The following is a 24,071-nucleotide window of genomic DNA, read 5'->3' on the forward strand; positions in this document are numbered from 1 at the left end:
CTGCGCACGCAGCCTCCGGCTATTCCGGCGGCGCCGCCGGGGCCACCCCGGCCGCGGGCGGCGCGAGCCGGCGCGCCGCCACGATGCAGAGGGCCTCCACGGTGATGAGCGAGAAGAGCTGCCGCGGCGTGACCCGCGTCTTGTCCTCCACCGCCGCGAGCGCCGGGAGCCACGTCTCCAGCCGGGCCACCACCGGCCCGGTGAGAAACCCCTCCTTCATCACCTCGGGCGAGGAGAAATCGAGGCGGGTGATGAAGTTGAACTCGCTCTCTCGCGCGCGGATGTGGAGCTCGTGATCGACCATGAACACGATGTCCACGAAGTCGAGCGAGTCGGCGCCGAGATCGTCGATGAGGCGGCTCCCGAGCTCGACCGCGTCGGCCTCGACGGCGAGGCTCTCCACGATGCAGCGCTTCACCGCCTCGACCACGTGCGGAGGGATGTCCACGCTCGCTGCGTCCGTGTTCGTCATCGGATCCACCTGGTGACCTTGCTCCCCGCCTTGCGATCGGTCGGCGCCGGCTCGCCGGCGGCGTACCCGACCGCCACGAGCGCGACGATACCCCAGCTCGCGGGCACGCCGAGGATCTCCTTGAGCCGACCCGCCGCGAGCAGCGGACCGGTCATCGCCGACGCGCCGAGGCCGGCGTCGTGCGCCGCGAGGAGCAGGCTCATCAGCGCGAGCGACGCGCCCGTCAGCCCCGAGTCGCGCTCCATCGCGGCGATCGTCTCGCGCAGCGCCGCCGGCAGCGAGGGCGCGACCAGGCCCGACAGCACGGTGTGCCCGCGGTAGATCGGCGCGATCACGACCGGCGCCCCCTCGAACCGCGTGAAGTAGTCGCCGTAGGCCACGAAGGCCCCCTGGCTGTCCGGCGGCACGTGCTCCGCCACGGTCGCCACCGCCTCGCGCACCGCGCTCGCCATCGCCGCGATCGCCTCGGGGCGCTTCACGACGACGAAGCGCCACGGCTGCTTGTTGCTGGCCGACGGCGCGGTGACGGCGAGCTCGATCAGCCGCTCTATCACGCCGTCCGGCGGCGGCTCCGGGAGGAAGCGCCGCACGCTGCGGCGGGATCGCAGGAGCTCCTCGAGCGTCATCCGACCGCGTAGCCCCCGTCCACCGACGCCACCGCGCCGGTGACGTACGCGGCCCTGTCGCTCAGGAGAAACGCCGCGTAGTCGGCGATCTCGCCCGGGGCGGCGATCCGCTGCTGCGGCACGCGGGCCACGATCTCCTCGCCGGCGAGCGCGCGCGTCCCGCCCAGCATGTCGGTGTCGACCGGGCCGGGCCGGAGGCAGACGACGCGGATGCCCTTCCTCGCGTACTCGACCGCGAGCGCGCGCGTGAGCGCCTCGATCCCCCCCTTCGCCGCCGCGTAGGCGGCCTGGCCGCGGGCAGGGCGGACCGCCGCGACGGAGCTCACGTTGAGGACCACGCCGCGCTTGCGCCGCATCATGAGCGGCAGCACGGCGCGGGCGCACAGGAGCGGGCCGAGCAGGTTCGTCTCGATCTGCGCCCGGATCTGCGCCACGTCGCCCGTCACGAGCAGCCCCGGCGCCACGACCCCGGCGCCGTTGACCCAGCCGTCGATCGGCCCCACCTCGGCCTCGAACCGCGCCACGGCGGCCGCCACGGCCGCCTCATCGGCGACGTCGAACCCGACGGCCAGCGCGCGCCCTCCGCGCGCCGCCTCGACCGCGGCCGCGACGTCCGCGGCCTCGCTCGCCCGCTCGCGGTAGCCGATCCCGACGCCGGCCGCGCCCTCGCGCGCGCACGCGAGCGCGATGGCCCGGCCGAGGCCGCGGCTCGCGCCCGTCACCACGACGCGCTTGCCCTCGAGCAGGAGGCTCACGGCCGGATCGACTCCGGGTGGCGCAGGACGATGGCCGCGTTGTGCCCGCCGAACCCGTACGAGCTCGAGAGCACGTGGCGCTGCCGGTGCGCGCGCGCCTCGTTCGGCACATAGTCGAGATCGCACGCGGGGTCCGGCTCGCGGAGGTTGATCGTCGGGTGCACGGCGCCGCGCAGCATGCACACGACGGCGGCCACGGCCTCGACCGCGCCGGACGCCGAGATCAGGTGGCCGATCATCGACTTTGTCGCCGAGACCGGGACGCCGCGCGCGCGCTCGCCGAGCAGCCGCTTCAGGGCGAGCGTCTCGGCGGGATCGTTCTTCGGCGTCCCCGTCCCGTGGGCGTTGATCGCGTCGACCTCGTCCGGGCCGATCCCCGCGTCGGCGAGCGCGCGCGACATCGCCAGGAAGGCGCCGCGCCCCTCGGGGTGCGGATCGCTGATCTTGTAGGCGTCGAAGCTGGTCCCGTACCCCGCCACCTCGGCGAGGATGCGCGCGCCGCGGGCCCGCGCGTCGTCGAGCCGCTCCAGGACGAGCACGGCAGCCCCCTCGCCCATCACGAAGCCGTCGCGCGTCCTGTCGAACGGCCGCGACGCCGCCTCGGGCCGGTCGTTGCGGAGGCTCGTCGCCCCGAGCGCGCAGAAGCCCGCGACGCCGAGGGGGTTGATCATCGAGTCCGTGCCGCCCGCGAGCATGACGCGGCGGCGGCCGGCGGCGATGAGCCGGTAGGCCGCGCCGATCCCGTCGGTGCCCGCGGCGCAGGCCGACACGTGGACGAGCGGCGGCGCGGCGAGGCCGAAGCGGTGGCTCAGCGCGTGGACGCAGACCTCCGAGGGCGTCTGCATGAAGCCGAGCCGCGCGGCGAGCCCCTCCGGCAGCGCGAACCCCGAGCGCCGCGCCGCCGCGAGGTGATCCATGTTGAAGAGCTCCAGGCCGACGCCCAGGCTCACGCCCGCGTCGGCGCGCGGCGCTTCACCGCCCGCGCCGAGCGCGAGCCCGGACGCCTCCACGGCGCGCCTCGCCGCCGCGAGCGCGAACGCGACCTTGCGGTCGCCGAGCGGCACCTCGGCCGGCAGCGGGGCCTGCCCGGCGATGCGCGTCGGCAGGGTGGACGCGTCGAACAGGGTGATGTGACCGACGCCGCTCCGCCCGGCGAGGAGCGCGTCGCCGAACGCGTCGACGCGATCGCCGAGCGGCGACACGACGCCCATCCCCGTCACGACCACCGCGTGGCGCGCCGTCACGAGACCCTCCGGAGCCAGCGGCTCTCCGCGGTGATGCCGTCGCGCCCCTCGAGGCGATGCACGACCTCGACGGCGCCGCGCTCCCACGCGCGCGCGAGCGCGACGAGCGGCGACGCGGGCCCGAGCTCCGCGCCCGCGTCCAGCGCGGCGTCTCCGCCGCCGCCGTCGGCCTGCGTGGACGACGCGACGGCGACCGCCTCGCGCTTCGCGGGCGCACGGGACAGCGGATCGAACGGCGCGTACGCCACCGCGACCGACGCGAGCTCGCCGAGGGCCGGCGCGCCCCGCCCCGCCGCGTGGGCCCCGCGCTCCAGGACGACGGTGGCCGACGCGTCGAACAGCCGGTCTCGGGGCACGGGGTCGTCGATGCGCCGCATGTGGTGCTCGACCAGGTAGTTGCGCTGGTGCGCCACCCCGACCACGAGCGCCACGTCGATCTCGCCGCGATCGAGCGCCTGCACGGCCTCCTCGAGCGCGAGGTAGAGCTGCCCCGCGCTCGGGTAGAGCACCGCGTACGGCCCCTCCACGCCGAAGCTCGCGGCGACGTGGTAGGCGGGCATGTTGGGCAGGCAGCGGAACGCGAGCAGCGGGTGCGCGCGCGTGTACCCCTCGGCGCCGAAGCGCGTCGGGCTGAAATCGCCGCGCTCGTCGAACGAGCCCTCGAGCACCGGCGCGATGTCGCGCTCCAGGAACGGGATGTAGCCGACCGCGAGGTAGAGCCCGGTGCGCTCGCCCGGCAGCGACGCGGCGAGCCCCGCCGCCGCGAGCGCCCGCCCGGCGCTCACCACCGCGAGCGCGTCCTGGAGCCCGAGGTACTTCCTGCTCTTCTTCTCGCGGAGGAACGGCGACGGATCGCAGGCATCACCGGGAGAGAGCACGACGGACGCGAGGCCGGTCACGAGCGTCACGGCAGCCACACCTTGTCCGGGAGCTCGCGCGTCCACAGCGCGTAGAGGTAGCGCCGCTGCGCGTGCACGCGCTCCGAGTCGATCGTCTTCAGCACGAAGGTGAGCGTCGCCCGCATGCACCTCTCCCCGCGGACGTCGGCGCCGACCGAGAGCTTCGCCGCGGCGTCCAGCGACTGCGCCACCTCGGCGAAGAGCTCGACGCTGTCCCCCGGCTGCGCGGGACGGTAAAACTTCGCCCTGTCGATCTGCGCGAGGAGCGCGCGGCGCGGCGCCTCGGACGGCCTGTTCTCCGTCACCTCGACGAGGAAGCCGGCGAGCTGCGCGGCCGCCTCGACGAGCAGCGCGCCGGGGTAGATCGGGTAGTCGGGGAAGTGGTCGTGCAGGACCTCGTCGGTCAGGGTCACCGCCTTCAGCCCGCGCGCGCAGCGGCCAGGTTCGACGGACGTGATCCGGTCGAGGAGGATGTAACGCATCAGGGGGTGCTCGCTCCGGGGGTGATGCCGTCCGCGGCGCCCCGGCGCGGCGGGCCGAGCCACGCCGCGAGCGCGCGATCGAGGACGAAGAACGTGAGCGCCGCCGCGGCCGCCACGAGGACGAAGTACCGGTCGTAGCGCGGGAACATCGCCTCCCAGCCCGCCCAGACGCGGTGGGAGAGGTTGACGTTCGCCTCCGGGGGCGTGAGCACGCGCGTCAGCCCACCGAGGGCGAGCAGCGCCCCCGTGGCCTTGAGCCAGGCGCGCCGCGCGAGCCCCATCTCCCGCACCGCGAGGACGGCGACGACGGGACAGAGCACGTGCGGCAGGAACGTGGTCAGGATGAGCCCGCTCCCCGTCGCGATGTCGAGCAGCCACATGGGCGTGCCGAACGCGAGCCACAGCGCCGCGATCGCGGCGAGGTCCGGCTTCGCGAGGAAGCAGCCGGCCGCGAGCAGGAGCGGCGCGACGTTGCACATCCAGAGCACGTCGTGCGGCGAGCCCCGCCGCACGTGGTTGCCGCCGTGGACGAGGAACGCCATCGCGGCGAGGCCGCCCAGCACCCGGAGGCGCAACGAGGAAGGCGCCGCCATCAGAGCCCGCCGTCGACCATCATCGTCTGGCCGGTGACGTAGGTGTTCTCGAGCGCGAGCCACGCGGCGAGCGCCGCGACCTCCTCGACCTTGCCGAGGCGGCGGAGCCCGCAGTGCTTGAGGTACTCCCTGCGCAGGTCGTCGGGCAGCGTGCGCGAGGCGCCCGCCTCCAGGACGCCGGGCGCCACGAGGTTCACGCGGATCCCGCGCGGGCCGAGCGACTTGGCGAGGCTGAGCACGAGGCCGGCGAGGGCGGCCTTCGACACGGCGTAGGGGACCGGCGACGGCACCGGCTTGATGCCGTCGACCGAGCCGAACAGGACGATGTTCCCGCCGCCGTCGAAGTGCGGGAGCAGGCTCCGCGCGGCGGCGAAGGCGCTGGTCACGTTGACGGCGAGGACGTCGGCGAACCCCTCGAAGCTGACGTCCTCGATCGCGTCGAACGCGGGCGGCTCGACCGACGACGTGCGGACCGCGCAGTGCGCGAAGGCGTCCACGCCCCCGAGCCGGCGCGCGAGCGCGTCCGCGGCCTCCGCGGCCGCGCGCGGATCGCCGAGGTCGACCTCGATCGCGGTCGTACCCGGGAGAGCGCGCACCAGATCATCAGCGATTTCGCGCCCTTGCCTGTACGTGAACCCGACGCGCGCCCCCGCCCGGGCGAGCTCCGCGACCAGGGCGCGCCCGACCGTGCCCGAGCCGCCGAGGACGACGCAGCGGCGCGGCTTCGGGGCGGCGGCGGCCATCACACGCCCCCGTCCACCACCACGGTGGCGCCGGTCATGTAGCCGTTGCGATCGGACACGAGGAACGCCGCGAGCTCGGCGACCTCGCGGAAGGTGCCGACGCGGCCGAGCGCGCAGTGCTTCAGGTAGTCGGCGAGGCGGTGCTCGGGCAGGTTGCGGCCGACGCCGTCCTCGAGCAGCCCGGGCGCGACGCACAGGACGCGGATCCCGTGCCGCGCGACCTCCTTGGCCATGGCCTCGGTCATCCCCTTCAGGCCGGCCTTGCTCGCGCAGTAATGGATGGGCGCCTCGATCATCCTGACCCCGGCGAGCGACCCGATGTTCAGCACCACGCCGCGCTTCTTCCGGATCATCGACCGGAGCGCCTCGCGGGCCGTGAGGTAGGCGCCCTTGAGGTTCAGGTCGAGGACGTGATCGAAGTCCTGCTCCTCGAGCAGCGCGAGCGGGAGGTTCTGGGACACGCCGGCGTTGTTGACGAGCACGTCGACCCCGCCCCACGCCTCCTCGACGGCGCGCACCATCGCGCGCGTCGCGTCCGCGTCGAGGGCGCTCGCCCGGAACGCGCGCGCCTCCGCGCCGGCGGCCGCGATCTCGTCGCAGAGGCGGCGGGCGCCCTCCTCGCTCTTCGTGAAGGTGAACGCCACCCGGGCGCCGTGCCGCGCGAACGTCGCGCAGATCTCCCGGCCGAGGCCGCGCCCACCGCCGGTGACGATCGCGCGCTTGCCGGCGAGCAGGCCTGTCACGTCTTGCCCCAGATCTGCGGCTCGCCGATCGGGCCCGCATACCGCGGATCCTTGTCGCGGTAGAGGTTGTTGTACGCGCAGCCGGGGATCAGCCGCCCGTCGGGGAGCGCGTAGTGGGTGCAGCACTTCTTGATGCGGTCGACCTCGAAGTTGTGCACGTCCATGAAGGCGTGGATGAACACCGTCTTCACGAGGCCCTCGCCGATGTGGAGGCGCTCCTCGAGCGCGAGGGCGCGCTCCTCGGGGTACATGAGGAAGATCGCCCGGCGCAGGACCTTCAAGATCCGGTCGCAGTCGGGGACCTGGCCCGAGCTCGTCCACATCTGGTCGATCGCGTCGCGCAGGGCGCCCTCGAGCTCCTCGTCGGGCCGGATCGTGCCGCGGTTCGCCAGGAGCTCGAGGTAGCGATCGAGCTCGAGGAACCTGGGGAACGGGATGAACTCGCCGTCGACCTTGAGCAGGTAGGTGAGCGCGAAGCAGCTCGGGTGGGAGCACGGCAGCGGCAAGAAATCGCTCTTCTTGAGGAGCCCTGTCTGCTCCTCGGCCGCGCGGACGACGTCGGGGATGGTCATGACGTCGAGCGGATCGTGCGGCGCGAAGTGGGCGCCGCCGTAGCCGGTGTACGCCGCGGGCTGGAACGTGAGCGACAGGATGAAGTCGTTGTCGTAGAGCAGCCGGAGGCAGTCGCCGATGCGGTCGTCGTTCACGCCGCGGGCCACGGTCGAGACGAGGGTGGTGCGCACGCCCGCCCTCTTCAGGTTGGCGAGCGCCTTCTCCCGCGCGGCGGCCTGGTCCCCTGCCCCGCGCAGGACCCGGAGGGCCGGGTTGCTGAGCGCGTCGAGCTGGAGGCTCACGTACACCTTGCGCCGGGCGAGCTCCTCGCAGAAGGCGTAATCGCTCGCGCAGCGGAGGCCGTTCGTCGAGATGGAGACGCGCGCGATCTCGGTCCTCGCGCACGCCATGTCGAGGAGCGCGAGGAACTCGGGGTGGAGCGTCGGCTCGCCGCCGGAGAGGTTGATCGTCTCGAGCGTCCCCTCCTTGGCCACGATGCCGTCGAGCACGCGCCCGAACTCCTCGCGCGTCATCGTGTAGTTGTGCCGGTTCTGCACGATGCAGATCGGACACTCGAGGTTGCAATGGTTCGTGATCTCGATGATCGGCAGGCACGAGTGCTGCTCGTGATCCGGGCAAAGGCCGCAATCGTCCGGGCAGCCGCGCTCGACCGAGGTCGAGTACTCGATCGGCCTGGATCCCTCCTTGACGTAGGTGAGGGACCTCAGGAACCAGTCGGCGTCGCCGGAGATGAGCGCCTCGCTCTGCCCGTGCGCCGGGCACTGCTTGCGGAGGTACACCTTGCCGTTGCGGAGGAGCCTCACGCCGTCGACGGCCTTCTTGCACTGGGGGCACAGCCCCCGCGAGAAGGAGTGGAAGACCTCGCGGTCCTTCGCGCTCGGGGTGAACGTGAACTTCCGGTCGACGAGGGGGAGCTTCGCGGTCATGACGGCACCTTGAGGAGCGGAAGTGAGCGCCTGTTCGCGGGGGGCGCGGGCGCGAGGAGCGGGTGCGGCGCGGTCCGCCCCATGCGAGCGAGCATGTCGGGATCGGCGAAGCGCGCGTCGTTCTCGCGGTAGAGGACGTTGTACGAGCACGTCGGGATGTTGCTGCCGTCGACGTCGGGGACGCCGATACTGCACTTCATGACGCGGGCGACGTCGAAGCTCTCCTCGTCCATGTGGGAGTGGATGTAGATCGCCTTTGTCGCGCGCTCGGCGATCTTCTGCCGCTGCGCGATGGGAAGCGGCTTGCCCGGGGGGAACATCTCGCGGAGCAGGCGCTTCAGCGTGCGGAGCAGCGCCTCGCTCTCGGGCAGCCTGTCCGGATCGGCCCAGAGCTCGTCCATCGCGGTCCGGAGCGCCTCTTCGACGGGCTCGCGGGGCTGGATGTAGAGGGAGTCGCCGAGCAGCTCGAAGAGCTTGTCCCGGCCCATGAAGCGCGCGAACGGGGCGAGGCCGCCGCCGTCGAGCACGAGCAGGTAGCAGATCGAGTAGCAGTGCGGGTGGGCGAGCGGCGAAGGGACGAAGTCGCGCGCGGCGATGGCGCCGCCGGTGTGCTCCTCGAGGAGCCGGTGGAGATCGGGCGTGGTGATGCGCGCGGCGCGGTCGAACCCGGCGCCGCCCTGGCCCGTGAACGTGAGCGTGTGGAGCTCGAGCGAGACGATGTTCGGCTTGCGCATCATCAGGTCGAAGAGCTTGCCGAGGTCCTTGTCGTTCAGGCCGGCCGCGATCGCGGGCAGGAGCGTCGTCGTGACGTCGTGCTCCTCGAGGAGCTCGAGCGCCTCGAGCTTGGCCCGCACGGTGTTGGCGCCGAGCATCCGCTGGTCGATCTCGGGGTCGAAGGTGTCGAGCGACAGCACGATGCGCGCGTCGAGGGCGGCGAGCTCGCGAACGTAGGCCTCGTTCCGCAGCTTGAGCCCGTTGGTCGAGATGGTGAGGCGGCGGATCCCCGCCTCGGACGCCATGCGGAGGAGCTTCGGGAGCTCGGGGTGCATGGTGGGCTCGCCGCCCGTGAAGTTGATGATGTCGAGCTCGTCGTGCTGGGCGCGGAGGTGGCCGAGGATCGCGGCGAACTCGCCCTCGCTCATCTGGTGCGCCCCCTCGTTCTTGTTGACCGTGTAGCAGATGGGACAATCGAGGTTGCACGCCGACGTGATGGGGACGACGGGCATGTACACCTTCTGCTGGTGCGAGGCGCACGGGCCGCAGTCGAAGGGACAGCCGCTCCGCACGGCGTGGATCTCGCCGCGCGGCGGCGTGTGCGGCGCAAGGAAGGAGAGCGCGTCGAGGTACCATTCGACGCTGGAGGCGACGAGCACCCGCTGGTGGCCGTGTTCAGGGCAGAATTTGTCGAAATATACCGCCCCACCAGAAAACTGGATCTTGGCATCGACGGCCTGCTTGCAGGTCTTGCAGAGGCTCTTCGTCGACGAGAAGTAGACGTGCTCCGTCGGCTGTCGCTGGTTTCCCGTTCCGCAGATCGCCACGGTCGACATGGCGACCAGAAGTACCTGGGCTGGTCGGGCAGCGCAACGCCCGGCCTCCCGGCGCTGGCACCGCGCGCGCGCCGCGCAGGCGCGGTGTCGCCGGGCCATTCCCCCGCGCGTGATTCGTGTCTAGCCTCCGCCGCATGCTCCGTGTCGCCGCTCCTCTCCTCGTCATCGCGCTCGCCGGCTGCGGCGGGGCCGCGAGCCCGCCGCCGCCGGTCGAGCCCACGCCTCCGCCGGCCGTCACCCCACCCGAGCCCGAGCCCGAGCCGCCGCTCGACGACGCGCCGATGCTCGACGTCGTGTCGGCGCAGCCCACCGAGATCCTGCTCGACGGCAAGCCGATCGGGACGACGCCGATCTCGGGGCGCAAGGTCGCGCCCGGCACGCACGAGGTGACCTTCGTGGATCCGGAGCGCGGCAACCGCACGATGATGGTGACGCTCGAGCCCGGTGACGCGAAGACGGTCCAGTCGGACCCGCCGCCCTCCATCCGGGAGAACGCTGGCGACGCCAAGGGCGAGAAGCCCGAAGAGAAGAAGTAGCGCCGCGCTCGCGCGGCGTCGCCGGTCCTGCGCAGGCCAGCGCCGCGAGCTCCCGCGATGACGGGCGATCGAGCCTACGGCCCGAGATCGCACAGGACGGCGGCGTTCGCCAGGCCGCCGTAGTGGCGCCGCGCACCCAGGTTGACCGTGGTGGCCACCCAGCGGCCGTCGCTCCAGAGCCGGGAAGGGAGCTCCGTCTCGCTGTTCGACGAGAAATGCATCCAGTCGTGGTTGCGGGTCCACGAGGTGCCGTCCGTCCGGCCGAGGTACTGGTCGAACGGCTCTGCGTTGTGCAAGGAGGCGCTCGCGACGAGCCGCCCGGGCGTGCCCGCGAGATCCTCGATGTGCATCGTGGGAGGCAAGGCGCCGAGCCCCCAGCCGAGGCCATCGCGCACGCGGTACACGCCCAGTCCCTGCGCCTTCTCCCACGCGTAGGCCTCCAGCGCGTCGGGCGGGCCGATCTGCGCGAGGGAGTCTCCGGTCGCGGGCGACTCGGACCAGGCGGCGCCGTCCCATTCCACGAACGACGGTCCCCGGGAGTCGTCCAGCGCGTGCCTGTCGCACAGCGCGACCACGGCTTGCGCGCCCGCGAGCGCGAGGCGCGCCATGATCGGATCCCGCCCGCCGCACGGCGACGCGCCCAGCGACGACCACGCGGCGCCGTCCCAGCGGTGGAGGGTGTTGTCCAGCGCGACGTAGACCTCGGACGACGCTCGCCCCACGATGTTCGAGGTCGACGCGGCCGGCAGCGACAGGTCGCGCGTCCATGCCGCGCCGTCGTGTCGCCAGATCGAGCTCACGCCGGCGTCCATCGCGAGGACGAAGAGCGCGCCGTCCGGCGCCTGCCACGCCGAGCGGCCGCGGATGGCCTCGGAGCCGGCGACCGGCACGCACGTGAAGCCGTCCGCCGAGAGTCGGGCGACGCCGTCGCCGATGGCGTAGAGCTCGTCGCGCGTGCGGCCCGCGAACGACCTCCACGTCGGCGCGGGCGCCTCCACGAGCGATGTCCAGCCGGTCGGATCGAGCCGCTGGATCTGCCCGTCGGCCGCGCTGGCATAGACGACGCCCGCCGGGTCGACCCGGAGGGCCGGGGCGTCGTTCGTGGGCGGTTGCAACGGGATCGGCGCCGGGAGCGCGGGCGTCGCGACCCACGCGCCGCCGCTCCGGAGGAAGACCCGGAACATCAACGCGTCCGAGCTGGCGGCGCGGCATTTCACGCTGAGGGCCAGCGTCCCGCCCCCGGCCGCCAGGTCGGCGTAGGATGTGACGACGGCGCCGTCTCCGCAGTCCGGCGCGGGCTGCTGTACGAGCGAATCGCCCGAGACCAGGTAAAGCTCCTCGGTGGCGGAGACGAACACCTCGGTCCCGCTCCCCGCGATCGCGGCGTAGCGCTGCGGCGCCGGGCCGGAGAGCTCTCGCCAGCTGGAACCGTCCCACCGCCGGACGCCGGTGTCGTAGGTCTCGAAGAGGTCCGCCGGATCGCCCCAGAGCGCGTGCGGATTCCCGGTGCCCGCCGGGAGGATCCGGCGCCAGCCGGTCAACGGGTCGTACAGGTCGATCGTCCCCCCGAACGTGGTGAGCGCCAGGATCCCACCGACGTTGTGGACACGGCCGGTGCCGGCTCCGGGCTCCGGATGAGCGAGGTTGTACCAGGTCCCGCCGCGGCGGTACGGGAGCTGGGTGCTGTCGCTGGTGGAGGTCGCAACCCAGTCCGTCCCGGCAGCGACGTTGTAGAGCGACAGGCGCGGTCCGAAGCCCGTCATCGTCCAGCCGCAGCGCGTGAGATGCAGGACGTGCGAGGAGCTCAGGTACTGGCCGCTGACGATCCACAGGCCTTCGTCCGAGATGGCAGGCGCGGGGTAATCGTAGACGGGCGGGACCTGCGACCAGCCGGTGCACGAGCCCGCGCGCCACGGGGGGCGCTGCTCGTAGGGCGCATCCGGAGGAAAGACCCACGGCGTGGCGCCGACGGGCGGCACCGGGTCCTCGGCGGGCGTCTCCACGACGACGCAGCCCCCGCCCTCGCCGCCCTCGCCGCCGGTGCCGCCGCCGCCGTCCGCACCCCCGTCGCCGCCCTGCGGCGAGCCGCCCCCCGCCGCCCGTGTGGCCGGCGTCGGGAGGCGCGGCACCGCTGGCGGCACCGCTGCCGCCGTCGCCGGCCAGCGGCGAGCCACCGCCGCCGCCCGACGGGGACGACGAGCACGCGGCCCAGGCCCCGATCAGCCCGAGCAGCAGGGCAGTTGTTCGACAGGAGAGATACATCACGGGGCGAGCCATAGGCGGACATTCCAGCAGATGTCCGTCGCCCTCGCCCCCGGCACAACCCGACCCAGGTTGGGAACCGCGGTCAGCAACCCGACCCAGGTTGGGAACCGCAACCGCAGCAACCCGACCCAGGTTAGGCGGGGCAACCCGACCCAGGTTGGGAACGCTGCCGACCCGACCCAGGTTGGGAACCGCCGCCGACCCGACCCAGGTTGGGAACCGCCGCGCCGGCCCAGGGTGGCGGAAACTGGCGGAATCCCGCCGCCGCCACCCTGAGAGCGGAGCAAACCCTTGAAATGATTCACACCGACTCACGGCGCGGCGTTTGTCTCTGCGCTCCGGCCATGAGCCAGCCTCGCGCGATCGCCCCAGGCGCTACTTACCTGCTCACCCGTCGCGTCCTGCGCCGTCACTTCCTGTTGCGCCCCGATGTGGCCATGAACCAGCTGTTGGTCTACGCCCTCGCTGTCTCAGCGCGCCGCTACGGCGTCGAGGTTCACGCTCTTTGCGCGATGTCGACGCATCTGCACCTCGTGGTGACCGATGTGCACGGCGTATTGCCGCGCTTCTTGCAGCTCTTCCACCGCCTCGTCGCGCTGGGCACGAAGGTGCTGCGCAAGTGGGAAGGGCCAGTATGGGACCACGAGGCCACGAGCGTGGTACGGCTGCTGACGCCGGCGGCGGTGGTGGAGAAGATCGCCTACGTGCTCGCAAACCCAGTGGCCGCTGGTCTGGTCCGACATGCGAGGGAATGGCCGGGCGTCAAGGTGGATGTGGGCGAGCTCGGCTGTGGCGTGCTGCGCGCGACACGTCCCTCAGTGTATCTCGATCCGGAGAATCCGCAGTGGGTCGAGGAAGCAACGCTGCCCCTGGCGCTGCCGCCGGGCATCGAACAGGAGAACGCGGAGAGCCTTCGCCATCAGATCGCTGCCGAACTCGAGCGTCTGGAAGCGCAGGCCCGTGCGGAGGCGGAGCGGCAAGGGCTCCGTTTCTTGGGCGCCGAGCGAGTCAGCAGGGTCTCCCCCTACGAGCGAGCCACGAGTTCCGAGGAATTGCGCGGGCGCAATCCGACATTCGCCGTCGGCCGTGACCAGGGTGACTCGTGGCAAACCGCTGCTACCGCTGTACGTGCGTTTCGCGCGTCGTACCGTGCTGCGCTCGAACGATGGCGAGCTGGCGTGCGCAGCGTCCTTTTCCCGGTAGGGACGTGGTGGATGCGCACGTTTCACGGCGCCAGCGTCAATGACGTGGTGCTCACGGGATAGCACCTCGCGCGGGGGCGCGACAGCGAGACGGGCAGGAGGGGACAGCTTCTAGGCGTCGTCATCGGGAACGCCCGTTTGGCGGAGACGGAGCGGATGGCGGATCCGCCATGCTGCGTTGCGTGAATGGATGAGCATGCGTCATGCCGCGCCGAGCGTGCATGACGCGGAGCGAACCACCGCGCCTCTGCTCGGCCGAACGGAACCGTTCAGCCACCAGCCGACGCCCCAGATCGATGGGTCAATCCGGGTCGGGTCGCGCGCGCGCGGATCAACCCGGGTCGCGCGCGCGGATCAACCCGGGTCGGGTCGCGCCGGGTCGCGCGCCGGGTTCGCGGACGTCTGGGCGGAGGACGACGCCAGCACGTCGCTCCTGCGGCAGCTGCCCGCTTCGCTCCTGCGCCGCGCGGCGATGGACATGGGGCGCGACCCCGACACGGCCGGCCTCCATCTGCGCCACAAGCTCCGGGATCCGCAGATCGAGCACATCGCCTGGGCGCTGGACGCCGAGCGCATGGCCGGCCATCCGAACGGCCTCCTCTACGCCGAGAGCCTCGGCCTTGCCCTCGCCGTGCGCCTGCTCGGCCGCTTCGCGGCGCCGAGCCGGCCACCCCCGCGGGCTGTCAGCGCTGCAGCTGCGGCGCCTCACGGCGTACATCGAGGAGCACCTCGACCAGAGCCTGTCCCTGGACCGGCTGGCCGGCGTCGCCGAGATCAGCGCGTCCTACCTCAAGACCAGCGGTCGACGGGTCTACCGGTGCACGAGTACGTCGTCCGGCGCCGGGTGGAGCGCGTGAAGGCGCTGCTCTCGCGCGGCGACCTGCCCGCCAGCCAGGTGGCGATCGAGGCGGGGTTCGCGCACCAGAGCCACATGGCGCGGTGCATGCGCCGCGTCCCCGGCGTGACGCCGACGGCGCTGGCGCGCCGCTCGCCCAGGCGCTGATTCGCCCGGTCACCGCGCCTCGCGCCCGCCCCCTGCCCGCCCCCACCTGCGCCGTCCCTGCCCAGGCGAGCGAGCTTATCGGGGTTGCGCACGATGTAGATGTTCGTCGCCGCGCCGTGCTCGTCGTAGGCGAAGGACACGCAGGCCGCGGCCGAGCCGTCCTTCCACAGGACGACGCCCCGGCCCCCGTTGATGTCCGTCGCCTCGCACGCATAGTCGCCCCAGTACGCGTGCAGCGCGCGGCCGATGAAATCGAGCACCTCGACCTTCCCCTGCAGGACTTCAAGGAGGCTGGACACCTTGTCACCCCCGTCGGCGCAGAGCTCGATCTCGTCCGAGAGCAGCGCCGACAGGTGCTCCGTGCCGCCGCTCGCCACGGCCGTCTGGAAGGCGGCGAGCAGCTGCTCCTGTCGGTGCAGCGGGGTGGTGTGCCGCACCTTCGACTGACCCACGTTGGCGCGCGCCCTCGAGACGAGCTTGCGGCACGTGGTCTCCTGGATGCCGAGCGTCGCCGCGATCTCCGGATAGGAGACGTCGAAGACCTCGTGGAGCAGGTACGCCGCCCGCTCCTTCGGGGTGAGGCGTTCTAGCACCAGCAGAAACGCCGTCTGGAGCGACGCCGCCAGCGACAGCCGCTCGCTCGGCTCCGCTCGCTCGGCTCAACCTCGGTCGGCGCGTGGATGGGCTCTGGCAGGCACGCGCCCACGTAGTCGACCCTGGCGTTGCGGGCGGCCCGCAGCAGATCGATGCACCGGCGCGTGCAGAGGGTCGTGAACCACGAAGCCGGGTTCTCGATCGTGCTCCTGTCGGCGTCCTGCCATTTCAGGTACGTGTCTTGCTCCGCGTCCTCGGCCTCCGCGCGCGAGCCGAGGATGCGGTAGGCGAGGCCGAGGAGCATCGGCCTCGTGGCCTCGAACGGCGAGACGTCGTTCTCTTGCGCCATCTCAGTGCTTCGACACCTGGATGCGGTTCCACAGGTTGATCATGGCGACGGCGGAGGTCAGGACACCGATCTCCTCCTCCGAGAAGTGCTCCCGCAACCGCGCGCGGAGGGCCGCGTAGTCGGTCCGCCGATCGAGGACGGTCAGCGCCTCGGTCCAGGCGAGCGCGGCCCGCTCACGCTCGCTGAAATCGCTGACGTGCTCCCACACGACCACCCGGTCCAGCCGGTCGTTCGTCTCGCCGTCCTGCCGCGCCTCCCTCGTGTGCATCTTCACGCAGAAGGCGCACTGGTTGATCTGCGACGCGCGCAGCTGCACGAGGTGGATGATCTTCCTGTCGAAGCCGTGCCGGTTCATCACCTCGTGCACACCGGCCAGCGCCTGCAGCACATCGGGGATCACCTGCTCGTACTTCACGGGGGATTGCTCGCTCATCGTCGCTCTCCTTGTCATGGGCCCGCGGGCCCCTCCATCTGATGACGATCCAGCCTTCCCGTCTGTGACGCCTGGCCGACGCGCGCGCTCGCGGAGCAAAAAATTCCTCCCTCACGAGAATTTCACGTCGACCCATCGGGAGGTTCAGGGCTACCTCGGTCTCAGGATTGATCATATTTTCCCTTCTTTCTTCGCGGCACTCCAGCCCTGGACGAGGATGCGGAGCTGCTCGTGGCCACGCCCCAAGGTCTGCCAGCCGGGCTCGCCGTTTCTCCGGAGGTGTCCGGCGAGCGCGGCGCTCGCCAGGAAGGCATCGCTGGCCGTGGCGTTCTCGGGGAGCGGCTTGCGGGCGAAGACCCGCAGCATGTCGAGTTGGGTGGGCGTGAGCATGGCGCTCGCCGGCTGCTCTGGAGCGCGCCGGGCCTCGCTGCGCAGCAGCAGCAACTGCCAGGCGATGGGAGCGAAGAGCGCCAGCACGTTGCGCAAGCCGTGCAGGTCTTCGCTCTGGCGCTTTTCGTAGGCGCATCCGGTCTTCGCTCCCAGACGCGTACGACCTGGAGCGAGAGCGTCGCAGGCAGCTCGCGCGGCTGGGATCTCGGTCGTCGTAGCGTCACGCGCGTGCTGCCGAGGGCCAGCCTCGCCAAGCCACCCGCTGCCCCTCCGGTTCGTCCCGGCGAGCGCCAGCGCGGCGCGGGTGGCGCACGCGCACGAAGCAGGCCTGTGCTGCCTCGCGCCGCCCGCGCCGCCGCGCAAGGACATGGGCGTTCAGACCATGATCGAACATGCCAGGAGAGGACCGGCCGATGGCGGAGCGCGCCTCCGCTTGCCCCCGCGCGTCCGGGCGTACGAAGCTGCGCCGCCGTCGGCAAGGAGGTCTTCATGGCCAGGTTGTTCGAGCCGCTTCGCTTGAAGGACGTGACGCTGCGCAACCGCGTGGTCGTCTCTCCCATGTGCCAGTACTCCTCGAAGGACGGGTATGCCACCGACTGGCACCTTGCTCACCTGGGCTCGCTGGCGAGGGGCGGCGTCGGCCTCGCGATCGCGGAGGCGACGGCGGTCTCCCCGGAGGGCCGCATCAGCCCAGGGGACGCCGGCCTCCGGGAAGACGGGCAGATCGCGCCGCTCCGGCGGATCGTCGCGTTCGTCAAGGAGCAGGGCGCGGTCCCGGGGATCCAGCTCGCGCACGCGGGGAGATAAGGCGAGCGCCAACCGGCCCTGGGAGGGCGATGATCACCTGGCGCCGCAGGAGGGCGCGTGGGAGACGCTGGCGCCGTCGGCGAAGGCGTTCGGCGCGAACCTCCCCCAGATGCCGAAGGAGATGACGAAGGCCGATATCGCGCGCGTGAAGGCCAGCTTCGTCGCCGCCGCGCGGCGGGCCCGCGAGGCAGGCTACGCGTGGCGCTCCCGTACGCCGGGCGCATCCGCAAGGAGGCGGGCGTGCCGGTCGCGGGCGGGTGGTCACGGCCGGGATCACGGCGCCGTGAACGACCGGGCGCCTCGCGAGCGACGCCGGCTCACGGGACCTCGGAGAACGCAAGCCAGTAGGCGAACTCGTGGCCCGGCTCCGCGTACTCGAATGAGCGGAGATTGCGGAACGTGTAATCCCCCGCGTGCGCGCCGGTGATGAGGATCGAGGCTTCCTCGCCGGCGTTCAATGTCACGGAGGACGGGCTCGCGTCCGCCATCGAGAACCGCAGGGCATAGACCGGGTTGCCGGCCTCGGTCGAGAAGCAGACGTCCAGGCGCTCCACGGTGAAGGGGTCGAACGCGGCGGTGAGCGCGTTGGGCCCGCCGGTGACGAAGCGCTCGTGCGCCGCCAGCCACACGCGGTCGTCCGTGGCCACCGGGTTGGAGAGGCCGCGCCATTCGGAGAGATTCTCGACGGTAAGGTGCATCGCGGTGTAGTCGTCGTAGTCGCCGTAGCCGCTCCGCTCGCGCTGGGCCTGGAAGTCGAACCGCACGAAGGCGCCCTCCGGGACGAGCACGTCGGGCAACCCACTTGCGGCGAGCGTCAGCGTGGTGAGCGCCTGGTCGCAATCCGCGTCGGGAGAGCATGAGTCGATGGCGATCTCGCCCGGTGCGGAGGAGACGATCTGCCCCTCGATCGAGCGCTGCGCCGGAGGGTCGCCCGCCTCGCCGACCGGATCCTCGGAAGAAAAGGTGGTGCCATCCGCGGTGGTCAGCGACCACGTGATCTGGTCCATCGCGGGAATCGAGCACTCGGCGGCGCCGCCGCCACCGCCCGCGCCGCCGTCGATGACCTCGGAAGCCGTGCAGCCGGCGAGGAGAGAGAGCGAGAGCATGCCCAGAAGAAGGTCGTGTTGAATTGACATGACCTGCAACGGAGCAACCGTTGTACCGCCCGAGGGCTCCCTCCCTCGCCGCGGATGGCGCCGTATTCAGCCATGAGCAACGACGACCGCCCGGCTGTGCCATGGTGTGTCGTGGCACAATATGCCCCTCGGCCTGGCCCCTGTGGCCGCCGGGCCGCCGGGCGCAGCGGAGTTGCACCGGGGGCGGCCGGGTGTGGCAGCATGCGGGCCGGAGGAACTCTACCGTGCGCCTCGGGATCGATTTCGGAACCACGCGGACCGTGGTCGCGTGCTGCGACCGCGGAAACTACCCCGTCATCAGCTTCCTGGATGCGGCGGGGGACACCGTGGACTTTTACCCCTCCGTGGCGGCCGAGCGGCAGGGGGAGCTCCGGTTCGGCTTCGACGCCCTCGCTGTCGCCTCGGACCCGGAGTGGACCGTCCTCCGCTCGTTCAAGCGCGTGCTCTCGGGCCCGCGCGCGTCGCCCGACGTCGAGGTCGAGATCGGCGCGACCAAGCTCCGGGTGCTCGACCTCCTGACCCTGTTCCTGAGGTCGCTCCGCGACGCCGTGCTGCACCGGTCGAACCGGCCGAAGAAGAAGGACGACGACGGGCGCCTCATCTGCGTCGTCGCGACCCCGGCGAACGCGCACGGGACGCAGCGCTTCGTGACGCTCGACGCCTTCCGCCGCGCCGGCTTCGAGGTCATCGCCCTCCTGAACGAGCCCTCGGCCGCCGGCTTCGAGTACACGCACCGCCACCGCAGCACCATCACGTCGAAGCGCGAGCACATCGTCGTGTACGACCTCGGGGGCGGCACCTTCGACGCGTCGCTCGTCCACATGACCGGGCGCAGCCACGACGCCGTGACGACCGCGGGGCTGAACCACCTCGGCGGCGACGACTTCGACGCCGTGCTGGCCTCGACGGCGCTCGCGGCGGCCAAGGTCGAGCGCGAGGAGCTGCCGGCGCGCGCGCTCGCCGCGCTCGCGGACCAGTGCCGCGAGGCGAAGGAGCGGCTCAACCCGAACTCCCGGCGGATCGTGATCGACCTGGAGGCGTGCCTCGGCGACCTTTCGCCTGCCCACGAGGTGACGATCTCGGCCTCCGACTTCTACGACCGGTGCGCGCCGCTCGTGGAGGAGACGATCACCGCGATGCAGCCGGTGATCGCGCGCCTCGACGCCGGCGCGGGCGAGGCGCTGGCCGACATCGCGGGGATCTACGTCGTCGGCGGCGCGAGCTCGTTGCCCGTCGTCGCGCGGACGCTGCGCGAGCGCTTCGGGCGCCGCGTCCATCGCTCCCCCTACCCTTCGGCGGCGATCGCGATGGGCCTCGCCATCGCCGTCGACGAGGACGCGGGCTTCGAGCTCTCCGACCGGCTGTCGCGCCACTTCGGGGTCTTCCGGGAGAGCGGCGGCGGGGACGAGGTGGTGTTCGACCCGATCTTCGACCGGGAGGCGCGCATCCCGTCGAGCCATGAGGCGCCGGTGGTCTCGCGCCGCGTGTACCGGGCGGCGCACAACGTCGGTCGCTACCGGTTCGTCGAGTGCGCCGCGCTCGACCGGCTCGGCGTGCCCCACGGCGACATCACGGCGTTCAACGAGGTCGTGTTCCCCTTCGACCGGCGGCTCCGCGACCGCGCCGCCGAGCTCGCCGCCGTGCCCGTGCAGCGCGTGAGCGACGAGGGGCCGCTGATCGAGGAGCAGTACGCGATCACCTCGCACGGCATCGTCGAGGTGACGATCACCGACGTGGAGGCGGGCTACCAGCGCGTCTATCAGGTCGGGGCGTGAGCGCGCCGGGCGCGGCCTGAATCATCCGCGCTCGGCCGCGGCTGCGCGCGTTCTTCGACGTCACGGGAGGAGCCGGCGCAGCACCTCGATCACGGCCGGCAGGGTCGCCAGCGCCGCGATCGTCGTCACGACCGCGGTGGCCGCGGCGAACTCGCCGTCGCAGCCGTACCGCGCGGCGACGATCACGGACACCATGGAGGTCGGCATGGCGGACTGCAGCACCGCCACCTCCGACACGGGGCGCTTCAGGCCGAGCGCGAGCGCGACGCCGAGCGCGACGGCGGGGGACAGGAGCAGCTTGACCGCGGCGACGGCCGCGAGCGGCCGCATGCGGCCGCGGAGGGAGCGCAGGTCGAGGCTCAGGCCGAGCGCGAGGAACACGAGCGTCGGGGTCGCGCTGCCGAGCGCGTCGAGCGCGCGCTCCACCCACACCGGCAGCGGGATCGGCAGGGCGTGGAGCGCGAGGCCGAGGGCGATCGACATCACGTTGGGTTGCAGGAGCACCGTGAGCAGGCTCCGCGCGTCCACACCACCCCCTCCGCCCATGCGCGCGACGAGCGCGACGCCGAACGTCCAGAGCAGCAGCGTCGTGACGATGCTGTCGACGAGGATCGCCGTCCCCGCCGCGCTGCCGGCGTGGCCGTAGAGGGCCAGCACGACGGGGACGCCGAGGAAGCCGGTGTTGGAGAAGCTGCTGACGACGCCGGCGGCGCCCTGCGCGGCGCGCGGCAGCCCGAGCGCGCGCGCGACCGTGACGCCCGCGAGGGCGCACGCGAAGAGCGCGACCGACGAGGCGGCGACCGCGCCCCAGGCGCCGTGGCCGAGGCCCGAGCGGCGCAGCACGGAGACGATCAGCGCGGGCGTGGTGACGTCGATGACCAGCCGGTGGAGGACGGCGGCGTCCGCCTGGCCGCCGCGGCCGAGCGCGCGCAGCAGCACGCCGACCCCGAGCACCGCGAAGAGGGCGAGGAGCTGCGAGATCAGGTCGCCCGACGGCACGGGCGGCTTCTAGCTCCGCGGCGGGCGGCGTCCAGCGATTAGGAGGAGCACGCGCGCACGCACGAGAGAGGGGGGACCGAAGCGGGAGACGGGGGACGCGGGAGGTGACCGGCGCGGGCGACGCGGCAACCCGCGCCGATCCTCTCCTCGGATGCTCAGGGCACGAGCTCCTGCACCGCCTGCACGATCGCCTGCGGATTCATGCCCAGCCGGTCCAGCACGATGTCGCCGGGAGCGCTCGTGCCGTAGCGATCGATCCCGAGGGCGAGCCCCTTGGAGCCGACCCAGCGGTGCCAGCCGAAGGTGATGCCGGCCTCGAGGGACACGCGCCGCGCACACGCGGCGGGCAGCACGGCCTCCTGGTAGCCGCGGTCCTGGCGCGCGAACCGCTCGACGCAGGGCATCGACACGACGCGGACGCCGGGGCCGAGCCGCTTCGCGGCCTCGACCGCGTGCTGCACCTCGCTGCCCGTCGCGATCACGATCGTCTCGAGCGCCGCCGTCTCCTTGACGAGGACGTAAGCGCCGCGCCGCACGCCCTCGCGCTTCGCGGCGGCGTCGCCCGGCAGCATCGGGACGGCCTGCCTCGTGAGCGCGAGGACCGTCGGGCCGTCGGCGCGCTCCAGCGCGGAGATCCACGCGCCGGCCGTCTCCTCGGCGTCCGCCGGCCGGATGACGTCCAGATCGACGATGGCGCGCAGCCCGGCGACGGTCTCCACGGGCTGGTGCGTCGGCCCGTCCTCGCCCACGCCCACCGAGTCGTGCGTGAAGACGTAGATGACCGGCAGGTGCGACAGCGCCGCCAGGCGGATGCTCGGCCGCAGGTAGTCGGCGAACACGAGGAACGTCGCGCCGCTCGGGCGCAGGCCGCCGTGGTAGGCGATGCCGTTCATGATCGCGCCCATGCCGTGCTCGCGGATGCCGGCGCGGATGTTCCGGCCGCCCGGGTGCTCCGGATCGAAGTCGGTGCTCGACGCGATGTAGTTGAACGTCGAGCCGTAGAGATCCGCGCTCGACCCGATGAGCGCCGGCACCGCCTCGGCGACGGCCTGCAGCACGGTCTCGCCGGCCTTGCGCGTGGCCACCTTGGTGCCGGCGGCGAAGGCGGGGACACGCGCGTCGAGGTCCGCCGGCACCTTCCTCGATGTGCCCTCGTCGAGCTGCCGGGCGAGCTCCGGGTTCTTCGCGCGCCACGCCTGGAACGTCGCCTCCCACGCCCCGCGCACCTTGCCGAGCGCTTCCTTGCGCTTCGCGAAGAACTGCTTGACCTCCTCGCTGACGTAGAAGTGCTCCGGGGGCAGCCCCAGGTTCTTGCGCGCCTGATCCACGAACTTGGCGCCGCCCTCGCCGTGCGCCTTCTGCGTGCCGGCGACCTCGGGGATCCCCTTGCCGATCTGGGTGTGGGCCACGACGAACCTGGGCTTTCCGCTCTTCGACGCCCGCGCCTGGCTGAGCACCCGGTGGACGGCCTCCAGATCGTTGCCCTGGTCGATGTGGAGCACCTCGAAGCCGTAGGCCTCGAAGCGCTTGGCCGTGTCCTCGCTCTGGGTCTTCACGGCCATCGCGTCGAGGGTGACGTCGTTGGCGTCGTAGATGAGGACCAGGTTGTCGAGCTTGAAGTGGCCCGCGAAGGAGGCCGCCTCGGCGGCCACGCCCTCCTGGAGGCAGCCGTCGCCGGCGAGGCAGTAGACGTTCAGATCGAAGATCGTGTGCTCCGGCGTGTTGTAGCGGGCGGCCAGCATCTTGGCGGCCACCGCGTGCCCCACCGCGTTGCCCACGCCCTGGCCGAGCGGGCCCGTCGTCGCCTCGACCCCCTCGGTGTAGTGGTACTCCGGGTGGCCGGGCGTCTTCGACTCCCACTGCCGGAAGCGCCGGATGTCGTCGATGGACACCGGGTAGCCCGAGAGGTGCAGCCAGCCGTACAGGAACATGCTGCCATGGCCGGCGGACAGGATGAAGCGATCGCGGTTCAACCAGTGCGGTTCGCCCGGATCGTGGCGGAGGAGGTCGCCATAGAGAGCGGCTCCGATCTCGGCGGCCCCGAGCGGCAGGCCGAGGTGACCGGACGAGCAGGCGTGGACGGCGTCCATGGCGAGGCCGCGGGCCATCGTGCACGCGGCGGCGAGCTTGACGAAATCAGGCATGGCGCGCACTCTAACCTACTTCGTCACGAAGCGCGCCCTTTCGCGCACCCTCCCCCCCCCGCCCGGACGGCGTCGGGTCTGCCTGGAGAGTGCCCCTCGGCGCGCGCTCGATGTCCACGATTTCTCGAGAGGCGCGAGGATCGCCGGTCGCCGGCTTGGCTGACCGCGACCCGACCCAGGTTGACCGCGACCCGACCCAGGTTGACCGCGACCCGACCCAGGTTGGCCGCGACCCGACCCAGGTTGGCAGGGCCGCGCGGGTGGGTGCTGCGTGGCGAGCTCCGGCCCGGCGTGGCGTGGTGGAAGCTCGCGGGCGCCGGCGGCCGCGACGGCGTAGGCGGCGTCAGCGCCGGCGCCGCCCAGAGCGGCGGACCACAGCGGCAGAGGCGAGCATTGCCCCACGCCATCGCAGTCCTCGTCGGCGTCCGCGGCGCAGTCTTCAGCAGAGGGCGTGTTCTCACCGGTACACGGGCCATCGCCGGATCCGTCTGACAGGCAGGTTTGAGCGCCGGAGGTACAGAGTCCTACCCCTTGCGTCCCCGGGGGCCCCGAATAGCAGCTCAGCTGCGACCCCGGCACGCAAACAGCTGTGCCGCCTCCCTGCCCGCCTCCCCCGGTCGCCGGCTCTCCTCCGCCGCCTCCCTGGCCCCCGCCGCCGCCACCCCCGCTCGTGCAGCCGATGGCCAGCGACATCGCCAGCATCGCGCCCCCTCTGAACCCCTGCCACACTCCGGCGCCTCTGTATCCCATGCGCTCCATCTTTCGTTGACAGGCAACACGTCTCCGAACGCTCCCCTGGTGCTGGACGCGGGGGAGCGCAGACCACGATGTG

General features: G+C 72.2%; 22 protein-coding genes and 2 pseudogenes. 5 read left to right on the forward strand and 19 right to left on the reverse strand.

Features of this window, described 5'->3' with window-relative positions; genetic code table 11:
• Positions 1-19 precede the first annotated feature (19 nt).
• From WMF28_RS19835 to WMF28_RS19885, 11 genes are read right to left on the reverse strand one after another with little or no spacing between them, the layout of a single operon-like run.
• Entirely contained in the window at positions 20-472 is a 453-nt protein-coding gene (locus WMF28_RS19835; protein WP_437603822.1) for a phosphopantetheine-binding protein, read from the reverse strand.
• On the reverse strand, positions 469-1,098 hold the full coding sequence (locus tag WMF28_RS19840; protein ID WP_437603823.1) for a nitroreductase family protein: 630 nt from the start codon (positions 1,096-1,098) through the stop codon (positions 469-471). Before WMF28_RS19840 ends, WMF28_RS19835 begins: the two co-directional genes overlap by 4 nt.
• Positions 1,095-1,853, reverse strand: a complete 759-nt coding sequence (locus WMF28_RS19845) for an SDR family NAD(P)-dependent oxidoreductase (protein WP_437603824.1) — start codon at positions 1,851-1,853, stop codon at positions 1,095-1,097. Before WMF28_RS19845 ends, WMF28_RS19840 begins: the two co-directional genes overlap by 4 nt.
• On the reverse strand, positions 1,850-3,097 hold the full coding sequence (locus tag WMF28_RS19850; RefSeq protein ID WP_437603825.1) for a beta-ketoacyl-[acyl-carrier-protein] synthase family protein: 1,248 nt from the start codon (positions 3,095-3,097) through the stop codon (positions 1,850-1,852). The genes WMF28_RS19845 and WMF28_RS19850 overlap by 4 nt, the downstream gene beginning before the upstream one ends.
• Positions 3,094-4,005 (reverse strand): beta-ketoacyl synthase N-terminal-like domain-containing protein, encoded by a 912-nt coding sequence (locus tag WMF28_RS19855; RefSeq protein ID WP_437603826.1) that lies wholly within the window; start codon positions 4,003-4,005, stop codon positions 3,094-3,096. Before WMF28_RS19855 ends, WMF28_RS19850 begins: the two co-directional genes overlap by 4 nt.
• Entirely contained in the window at positions 4,002-4,478 is a 477-nt protein-coding gene (locus tag WMF28_RS19860; protein WP_437603827.1) for a 3-hydroxyacyl-ACP dehydratase FabZ family protein, read from the reverse strand. The genes WMF28_RS19855 and WMF28_RS19860 overlap by 4 nt, the downstream gene beginning before the upstream one ends.
• The gene (locus WMF28_RS19865; protein ID WP_437603828.1) at positions 4,478-5,071 is read right to left on the reverse strand and encodes a hypothetical protein; all 594 of its coding nucleotides are present in this window, start codon (positions 5,069-5,071) and stop codon (positions 4,478-4,480) included. Before WMF28_RS19865 ends, WMF28_RS19860 begins: the two co-directional genes overlap by 1 nt.
• Positions 5,071-5,814, reverse strand: a complete 744-nt coding sequence (locus tag WMF28_RS19870; RefSeq protein WP_437603829.1) for an SDR family NAD(P)-dependent oxidoreductase — start codon at positions 5,812-5,814, stop codon at positions 5,071-5,073. Before WMF28_RS19870 ends, WMF28_RS19865 begins: the two co-directional genes overlap by 1 nt.
• Positions 5,814-6,557, reverse strand: coding sequence for an SDR family NAD(P)-dependent oxidoreductase (locus WMF28_RS19875; protein ID WP_437603830.1), 744 nt, complete (start codon positions 6,555-6,557; stop codon positions 5,814-5,816). The genes WMF28_RS19870 and WMF28_RS19875 overlap by 1 nt, the downstream gene beginning before the upstream one ends.
• Complete coding sequence (locus WMF28_RS19880) at positions 6,554-8,056, reverse strand: radical SAM protein (protein ID WP_437603831.1); 1,503 nt, start codon at positions 8,054-8,056, stop codon at positions 6,554-6,556. The genes WMF28_RS19875 and WMF28_RS19880 overlap by 4 nt, the downstream gene beginning before the upstream one ends.
• On the reverse strand, positions 8,053-9,606 hold the full coding sequence (locus WMF28_RS19885; protein WP_437603832.1) for a radical SAM protein: 1,554 nt from the start codon (positions 9,604-9,606) through the stop codon (positions 8,053-8,055). The genes WMF28_RS19880 and WMF28_RS19885 overlap by 4 nt, the downstream gene beginning before the upstream one ends.
• Positions 9,607-9,740: 134 nt before the next feature.
• Here WMF28_RS19885 and WMF28_RS19890 point away from each other — a divergent pair, with 134 nt between their 5' ends.
• Positions 9,741-10,142 carry a PEGA domain-containing protein gene (locus tag WMF28_RS19890; protein ID WP_437603833.1) on the forward strand — a complete coding sequence of 134 codons (402 nt, stop codon included), beginning with the start codon at positions 9,741-9,743 and terminating at the stop codon, positions 10,140-10,142.
• Positions 10,143-10,216: 74 nt separating this feature from the next.
• Here the strand turns inward: WMF28_RS19890 and WMF28_RS19895 are convergent, their stop codons facing one another.
• Positions 10,217-12,271, reverse strand: coding sequence for a hypothetical protein (locus WMF28_RS19895; protein WP_437603834.1), 2,055 nt, complete (start codon positions 12,269-12,271; stop codon positions 10,217-10,219).
• Between the two features lie 480 nt (positions 12,272-12,751).
• On the opposite strand from WMF28_RS19895, the gene WMF28_RS19900 reads away from it, so the two are divergent.
• Both WMF28_RS19900 and WMF28_RS19905 read left to right on the forward strand, forming a co-directional pair.
• Entirely contained in the window at positions 12,752-13,672 is a 921-nt protein-coding gene (locus WMF28_RS19900; RefSeq protein WP_437603835.1) for a transposase, read from the forward strand.
• Between the two features lie 511 nt (positions 13,673-14,183).
• On the forward strand, positions 14,184-14,612 hold the full coding sequence (locus WMF28_RS19905) for a helix-turn-helix domain-containing protein (RefSeq protein WP_437604280.1): 429 nt from the start codon (positions 14,184-14,186) through the stop codon (positions 14,610-14,612).
• Between the two features lie 515 nt (positions 14,613-15,127).
• Here the strand turns inward: WMF28_RS19905 and WMF28_RS19910 are convergent.
• From WMF28_RS19910 to WMF28_RS19925, 4 genes and pseudogenes are all read right to left on the reverse strand, one after another.
• Positions 15,128-15,205, reverse strand: a pseudogene (locus tag WMF28_RS19910) (sigma factor-like helix-turn-helix DNA-binding protein); the annotation flags it as partial.
• Complete coding sequence (locus tag WMF28_RS19915) at positions 15,199-15,555, reverse strand: sigma factor (RefSeq protein ID WP_437603836.1); 357 nt, start codon at positions 15,553-15,555, stop codon at positions 15,199-15,201. The gene WMF28_RS19915 and the pseudogene WMF28_RS19910, both read right to left, overlap by 7 nt.
• Before the next feature lies 1 nt (position 15,556).
• The gene (locus WMF28_RS19920; protein WP_437603837.1) at positions 15,557-15,988 is read right to left on the reverse strand and encodes a carboxymuconolactone decarboxylase family protein; all 432 of its coding nucleotides are present in this window, start codon (positions 15,986-15,988) and stop codon (positions 15,557-15,559) included.
• Between the two features lie 171 nt (positions 15,989-16,159).
• Positions 16,160-16,474: a hypothetical protein gene (locus WMF28_RS19925; protein ID WP_437603838.1), complete on the reverse strand. Its 315-nt coding sequence runs from the start codon at positions 16,472-16,474 to the stop codon at positions 16,160-16,162.
• Positions 16,475-16,867: 393 nt separating this feature from the next.
• Between WMF28_RS19925 and WMF28_RS19930 the strand changes: the two are divergent.
• Positions 16,868-17,387 (forward strand): annotated as a pseudogene (locus WMF28_RS19930) (NADH:flavin oxidoreductase/NADH oxidase); the annotation flags it as partial.
• A 115-nt stretch (positions 17,388-17,502) separates the two neighbouring features.
• On the opposite strand, the gene WMF28_RS19935 reads toward WMF28_RS19930, so the two are convergent.
• Positions 17,503-18,321, reverse strand: coding sequence for a hypothetical protein (locus WMF28_RS19935; RefSeq protein ID WP_437603839.1), 819 nt, complete (start codon positions 18,319-18,321; stop codon positions 17,503-17,505).
• Between the two features lie 224 nt (positions 18,322-18,545).
• Between WMF28_RS19935 and WMF28_RS19940 the strand changes: the two genes are divergently transcribed.
• On the forward strand, positions 18,546-20,096 hold the full coding sequence (locus WMF28_RS19940) for an Hsp70 family protein (protein ID WP_437603840.1): 1,551 nt from the start codon (positions 18,546-18,548) through the stop codon (positions 20,094-20,096).
• Positions 20,097-20,156: 60 nt separating this feature from the next.
• Here the strand turns inward: WMF28_RS19940 and WMF28_RS19945 are convergent, their stop codons facing one another.
• Together WMF28_RS19945 and tkt are read right to left on the reverse strand one after the other, a co-directional pair.
• Positions 20,157-21,095: an AEC family transporter gene (locus WMF28_RS19945; RefSeq protein ID WP_437603841.1), complete on the reverse strand. Its 939-nt coding sequence runs from the start codon at positions 21,093-21,095 to the stop codon at positions 20,157-20,159.
• 155 nt (positions 21,096-21,250) lie between these two features.
• Complete coding sequence (tkt, locus tag WMF28_RS19950; protein WP_437603842.1) at positions 21,251-23,239, reverse strand: transketolase; 1,989 nt, start codon at positions 23,237-23,239, stop codon at positions 21,251-21,253.
• Positions 23,240-24,071: the final 832 nt, after the last annotated feature.

Source organism: Sorangium sp. So ce590, assembly GCF_051521365.1.
GTDB lineage: Bacteria > Myxococcota_A > Polyangia > Polyangiales > Polyangiaceae > Sorangium.

Excerpts from the sequence above, each read along its gene's own strand:
- WMF28_RS19835 (WP_437603822.1), bottom strand. The coding sequence starts at position 472 with ATGACGAACACGGACGCAGCGAGCGTGGACATCCCTCCGCACGTGGTC.
- WMF28_RS19840 (WP_437603823.1), bottom strand. The coding sequence starts at position 1,098 with ATGACGCTCGAGGAGCTCCTGCGATCCCGCCGCAGCGTGCGGCGCTTC.
- WMF28_RS19860 (WP_437603827.1), bottom strand. The coding sequence starts at position 4,478 with ATGCGTTACATCCTCCTCGACCGGATCACGTCCGTCGAACCTGGCCGC.
- WMF28_RS19865 (WP_437603828.1), bottom strand. The coding sequence starts at position 5,071 with ATGGCGGCGCCTTCCTCGTTGCGCCTCCGGGTGCTGGGCGGCCTCGCC.
- WMF28_RS19870 (WP_437603829.1), bottom strand. The coding sequence starts at position 5,814 with ATGGCCGCCGCCGCCCCGAAGCCGCGCCGCTGCGTCGTCCTCGGCGGC.
- WMF28_RS19880 (WP_437603831.1), bottom strand. The coding sequence starts at position 8,056 with ATGACCGCGAAGCTCCCCCTCGTCGACCGGAAGTTCACGTTCACCCCG.
- WMF28_RS19885 (WP_437603832.1), bottom strand. The coding sequence starts at position 9,606 with ATGTCGACCGTGGCGATCTGCGGAACGGGAAACCAGCGACAGCCGACG.
- WMF28_RS19890 (WP_437603833.1), top strand. The coding sequence starts at position 9,741 with ATGCTCCGTGTCGCCGCTCCTCTCCTCGTCATCGCGCTCGCCGGCTGC.
- WMF28_RS19900 (WP_437603835.1), top strand. The coding sequence starts at position 12,752 with ATGAGCCAGCCTCGCGCGATCGCCCCAGGCGCTACTTACCTGCTCACC.
- WMF28_RS19905 (WP_437604280.1), top strand. The coding sequence starts at position 14,184 with ATGGCCGGCCATCCGAACGGCCTCCTCTACGCCGAGAGCCTCGGCCTT.
- WMF28_RS19915 (WP_437603836.1), bottom strand. The coding sequence starts at position 15,555 with ATGGCGCAAGAGAACGACGTCTCGCCGTTCGAGGCCACGAGGCCGATG.
- WMF28_RS19920 (WP_437603837.1), bottom strand. The coding sequence starts at position 15,988 with ATGAGCGAGCAATCCCCCGTGAAGTACGAGCAGGTGATCCCCGATGTG.
- WMF28_RS19935 (WP_437603839.1), bottom strand. The coding sequence starts at position 18,321 with ATGTCAATTCAACACGACCTTCTTCTGGGCATGCTCTCGCTCTCTCTC.
- tkt (WP_437603842.1), bottom strand. The coding sequence starts at position 23,239 with ATGCCTGATTTCGTCAAGCTCGCCGCCGCGTGCACGATGGCCCGCGGC.